Origin of the sequence: Streptomyces sp. NPDC058375, from assembly GCF_042723425.1 — a bacterium.
Classification (GTDB): Bacteria; Actinomycetota; Actinomycetes; order Streptomycetales; family Streptomycetaceae; genus Streptomyces; species Streptomyces durocortorensis.
In genome coordinates this window covers 1-5,125 of the sequence record NZ_JBHXJG010000370.1, presented here as the reverse complement: position 1 = coordinate 5,125, position 5,125 = coordinate 1, and the positions used below count along the sequence as shown (strand labels likewise).

Below are 5,125 nucleotides of genomic sequence, written 5' to 3'. Positions count from 1 at the left end.
CGCTTGTCGACAAGCGCGGGCCCCTCCGCCGTACGGTCACAACACAGCGGGCCCTCGCCCTACTGTCACAGTCACAGTCACAGCAGCGTCTTGAGCTTCTCCGCCAGCAGGTCCCAGCGCCACTTCTCCTCGACCCAGGCCCGGCCCCGTTCCCCCATCCGCTGCCGCAGCTCCGGATCCCCGAGCAGCGTCACGATCCGGTCCGCCGACTCCTCGGCACTGCCGCCGCGCACCACCCACCCGGTCTCGCCGTCCAGCACCGCGTCCGGGGCGCCGCCCGAGTCGCCGGCCACCACGGGCAGCCCGGTCGCGGACGCCTCCAGGTAGACGATCCCGAGGCCCTCCACGTCGAGCCCCCCGCGCCGCGTCCGGCAGGGCATGGCGAAGACGTCCCCGGCCCCGTAGTGCGCGGGCAGCTCCGCCCAGGGCACCGGGCCGGTGAAGCGCACCGAGCCCTGGACCCCGGTCTCCACCGCGAGCCGCTTCAGGTCCTTGGCGTACGGTCCGCCGCCGACGATCAGCAGGACCGCGTCCGGGAACTGCGCGAGGATCGCGGGCATGGCCAGGATCAGCGTGTCCTGGCCCTTGCGCGGCACCAGGCGCGAGACGCAGACGACGACCGGGCGGTCGGAGAGCCCGAGGCGGTCCCGGACCTTGTCGCCGCCGGAGGCCGGATGGAAGGTCTTCTCGTCGACGCCGGGCGGCAGTTGCACCATCCGGCCCGCCGCGTCCGGGGTGAGGGCCCCGGCGATCCGGGAGCGGGTGTACTCACCGAGATAGGTGATCGTGTCCGTGCCTTCCCCGATCCGCCGCAGGAGCTGCCTGGAGGCGGGCAGTTGGGCCCAGCCCGCCTCGTGGCCGTGGGTGGTGGCCACCAGGCGGCGGGCGCCCGCGCGGCGCAGCGCCGGGGCCATCAGGCCGAGCGGGGCGGCGGCGCCGAACCAGACGGAGGTGCAGCCGTGTTCGCGCAGCAGCTCGGTGGCCCGGCGGGTGACGCGCGGGGTCGGCAGCAGCATCGTCGTCCGGTCGCGGACCACGGGGTACGGCTGCTCGGCGTCGAAGGCGGCGGTGGCCGCCGCGCCCTCCTCGCCGCGCTTCCAGGTGGAGGCGTAGACGACGACCCTCTCGGGGTCCAGGCGCAGCGCCATGTTGTGCAGGAACGCCTGGATGCCACCGGGGCGGGGCGGGAAGTCGTTGGTCACGATCAAGGTCTTGTCCATCGCCGCCGACAGTACCGAACGGCCGCGCTTCACCGCTGACGCGCTCCCCCGGCGGCATCATGAGCCGCCTGGAACCCGGCCGGACACGAGCGGCGAGCGACGACAGGGACGGCGATGACGGGACGAACCCCCACAGACGGGATGTGGCCGTACGCGGTGTGGGCGCTGACCCGGGGCTGGCTGCTGGCCTGCGTGTTCAAGGTGGTCACGGTGGCGGGCCCGGACGTCACGGTGGACGTGTCGGTGATCTACCGGTCCTGGTACGAGGTCCTGCTGACCGGCACGTATCCGCTGGACGACGTCACCTGGCAGTACCCGCCCGGGGCGGCCCTGGCGATCCTCTCCCCGGCCCTGCTGCCGTTCTGGGAGTACGCGACCGCGTTCTTCGTGCTGGTGCTGGTCTGCGACGCGCTGGTGCTGGGGCTGCTGCGGTACGCGGGGCGGCGGCCGGGGATGCGGGCGGCGGGCGCGTGGGTGTGGGTCGTGGGGGTGCCGCTGCTGGGGCCGACCGTGTATGCCCGGTACGACCTGATGGTGACGGCGGTCGCGGTGGCGGCGCTGCTGGCGGGCGTGCGCAGGCCCCGGGCGCTGGGGGCGCTGGCCGCGTTCGGGGCGCTGCTGAAGGGGTGGCCGGCGCTGCTGCTGGTGGGGGTGCGCAAGGGGCCTCCGACGCGGGCGGCCTGGGCGTCGGCGGCACTGAGCGCGGCGGGGCTCGCGGCGGCGTTCGCCCTGTGGATGCCGGGGGCGTTCGCGTTCCTGGCCTTCCAGCGGGACCGGGGCACCGAGATCGAGTCGCTGGGGGCGCTGGTCTTCCATGTGGCGCGGGGCTTCGGCTGGGAGGGGCGGGTGGAGCTGCGCTACGGCTCGATGGAGTTCGTCGGGCCGTACGTGGAGCTGGTGTCGACGCTGGCGCTGGGGCTCGCGGTCCTGGCGCTCGGCTGGCTGCTGCTGTGGCGGCTGCGGGCGCGGCGGTTCGCGGTGCACACCCCGGCCGAGGCGGCGTTCACGGCGGTGCTGCTGTTCACGGTCACCAGCCGGGTGATCAGCCCGCAGTACGTGGTGTGGCTGGTCGGCCTGGCCGCGGTGTGCCTGGTGTTCCGGGGCGCGGCGATGACCCTGCCCGCGGTCCTGGTGCTGGTGGCGGCGGGGGTCACGCTGCTGGAGTTCCCGATCGGCTTCGGCCATGTGGTGGCGAGCGACGCGTGGGGCGTGGCGCTCCTGTTCGTACGGAACGGGCTGCTGGTGGCGGCCTCGCTGATCGCGGCACGGCGGCTGTGGCGGTCGACCGTGCCGCCGAAGCCGCGTACGGGGGCCGCGGTCGGCGCGGCTGAGGGGCAGCCGAGCCGGGTGGCGAGGTAGTCGCCGCGCGGCCGAAGGTCAGTCGAGCCGGGTGGCGAGGTAGTCGCCGCGCGGCCGAAGGTCAGCCGAGCCGAGTGGCGAGGTAGTCGCGCCAGTCGGCGGTGAACTGCTCGGGGGTGGTGTCGAGCACCGCTTCGAGCGCCTGCTCCACCGCCCCCTCGCGCCCGTCGTGCGCCCCCACGGCCACGTAGAAGGCGATCAGCTTCTCCTTGCCCCACCGCTCGGCGATCAGCTCGCAGGCCAGCCAGCCGCCCTCGTACGCCCCCGCGAGCTTCGCCGGGTCGCCGTCGAAGCCGAAGTCCGGGTCGGCGGGGAGTCCGGCCGGGGTCCGGCCGCTGCGGACGGCCTCCGCCAGCTCCGGGGCGATGGTGTCGGCGGCGCGGTCCTCGCCCCGGTAGGCGGTCCAGTCGGCGAAGCCCTCGGAGAGCCAGACCGGGGTGGCTGCGGAGGTGCTGGTCCGGGTGGCGACATGGGTCGTCTCGTGGGTCAGGACGATCCGCTGACCGAAGCTGCCGAGGGTGGCGTACGCCTGCGGGTTGACGATCACCCGGTCGGCGAGGGCCGGGCTTCTGCCGGTGCCGCCGACCTCGCCGGTGGTGACGGCGGCGATGCCCCGGTAGCTCGCCTCCGGGGAGCCGAGCAGCCCCGCCATGGACTCGACGGAGTCCGGGACGAGGACCACCACCCGCTGGTTCCAGGGGCGCGGCCAGGCGTCCGAGACGGCCGGTACGGCGAGGTCGACGGAGTCGGCGATCCGGCGCAGCTCCTCCTCGCCCCGTCCGACGCCCAGGACGATGCTGTGGGCGCCCTCGACGACCTCCACGTCCCCCTGCTGCCACAGCTGCCCGGAGGCGCCCTTGGCGGGCCGGTCGGCGGTGATGTACCAGCGGTCGCCGTCGCGCATCAGCTCCAGGACGCGGCGGGTGGCGACCGGGGCGGTGTCGTAGCCGTCGATCCGGTAGCGCAGCTCCACCTCGGCGGTGGCCCACTGCCCGTCCTGCTCGCCGATGTCCTTGACGTCGTACGTCCAGGACTTCAGCGGCACGTCGGCGAGCCGGTCCAGCTCGGTGCGCTGGGCGGCCCGCAGCTTCGCGGCGTCCGGGGCGAGGCCGTCGAGGTAGCCCGCCGGGTCGTGGGCGAGGACGGCCGCCGCGCGGCGCTCCAGGGTGGCGTCGAGGGCGCCGGCGGTGAGGACGGTGTCCGCGTCGGCGGGGGCCGAGCAGGCGGAGGCGGTCAGGAGCGTGGCGAGCAGCAGGCCCGCCGCACGCCGCCGACCCCGGGGGGCTCCCCCGCGCGCGTCACGTCCTCGTACGGCCACCCTGCCGATCGTACGGTCAGATCCGGGTGACCGAGGAGACGGGCATCATGCCGACCGGATCGTAGCGGACCGGGGCGCCCGGGTAGGGGGCGTGGATGACCTGGCCGTTGCCGACGTACATGCCGATGTGGCTGGCGTCCGCCCGGTAGGCGACCAGGTCGCCGGGCTGTGCCTGGGAGAGGGGCACCATGCGGCCCGCGTACCGCTGGGCCTGGGAGGTGCGGGGCAGGCTCACCCCGGCCTGGGCGTAGGCCCACTGCATCAGGCCGGAACAGTCAAATCCGGAGGGCCCGTTGGCGCCCCAGACGTAGGGTCTCCCGAGCGCCTGGTGGACGGCGGCCACGGCGGACATCGCGCGGGCCGAGCCGGGGGCGACGCCGGAGAGGTCGGGCAGAGCGTCGCGGCCGGAGCGGGAGGCCCGGTCGAAGGAGGCGCGCTCCTCGGGCGGCAGCGAGTCGAGCAGCCTGCGGGCCTCGCGGAGCTTGGACTCGACGGCGCGCTTGTGGCGGGTGACGGCGGCCCGGTTGCGTTCCAGCTCGGTCAGGGCGCGGGTGGTCTCGGCGCGGGTCTGGGCGAGCCCCCGCTGAGCGTGCCGCAGCTTGTCCAGGGTCATCGCCTGCCGGGCGCCGGCCCGGTCGAGGGCGGCGGCCTGCTCCAGGTAGGTGTCCGGGTCGGCGGAGAGCAGCAGGGCGACCGCCGGGTCGATGGAGCCGGTGCGGTACTGGGCGCCCGCCATCGCGCCGAGCGCGTTGCGCATCTCGTTGACGCGTTCCTGGCCCCGGGCCGTGGCGTCCTGGGCGCGGTCCGCCTCGCCGCGCAGCCGGTCCACCCGCTCCCCGGCCTCGTTGTACCGCTCGGTGGCCTGCTCGGCCTGCTCGTAGAGGCGGTCGACGGCGGCCTTGGCGCTCTCCCGGGTGTCCTTCGGGTCGGCGCTCGCCGGGGATCCGGTCAGGGTGGCGGCCGCGGTGGCGGCGGCCGCCGAGATGACCGTGACCCGGACGCCTCTGTTGAAGCCGGACTGTGTGGAACGGCGATGGGACACCACAGGTAGCCGCACTCCCTTCCGCTGACGCGGTGGTGCGCAGCCCCTGCCGCCCGGGGCGGGCGGACGGAGTCCGGGAGCTGCACAGCAGCCAGACAGTAATCGGACGACTACGCACCGACCAAAGACCGCGCCGGTGGCCGAAAGGCCGCCCAACGCCGCCGCCCCGCCGGTGACCTTGGTCCC

The 5,125-nt window shown here is 74.9% G+C and carries 4 protein-coding genes; 1 reads left to right on the top strand and 3 read right to left on the bottom strand.

Going from position 1 to position 5,125, the window contains the following annotated elements; translation table 11 throughout:
* Window positions 1-77: 77 nt before the first annotated feature.
* Entirely contained in the window at window positions 78-1,220 is a 1,143-nt protein-coding gene (locus tag ACFWM7_RS33425) for a glycosyltransferase family 4 protein (protein WP_383268045.1), read from the bottom strand.
* Window positions 1,221-1,334: 114 nt separating this feature from the next.
* On the opposite strand from ACFWM7_RS33425, the gene ACFWM7_RS33420 reads away from it, so the two are divergent.
* A complete protein-coding gene (locus ACFWM7_RS33420) occupies window positions 1,335-2,579 on the top strand; it encodes a glycosyltransferase 87 family protein (RefSeq protein ID WP_383268042.1) in 1,245 nt (414 codons plus the stop codon).
* A 61-nt stretch (window positions 2,580-2,640) separates the two neighbouring features.
* Here the strand turns inward: ACFWM7_RS33420 and ACFWM7_RS33415 are convergent, their stop codons facing one another.
* Together ACFWM7_RS33415 and ACFWM7_RS33410 are read right to left on the bottom strand one after the other, a co-directional pair.
* Window positions 2,641-3,897, bottom strand: coding sequence for a hypothetical protein (locus ACFWM7_RS33415; RefSeq protein ID WP_383268039.1), 1,257 nt, complete (start codon window positions 3,895-3,897; stop codon window positions 2,641-2,643).
* Between the two features lie 16 nt (window positions 3,898-3,913).
* Window positions 3,914-4,942 (bottom strand): NlpC/P60 family protein, encoded by a 1,029-nt coding sequence (locus ACFWM7_RS33410; protein ID WP_383268037.1) that lies wholly within the window; start codon window positions 4,940-4,942, stop codon window positions 3,914-3,916.
* Window positions 4,943-5,125 lie beyond the last annotated feature (183 nt).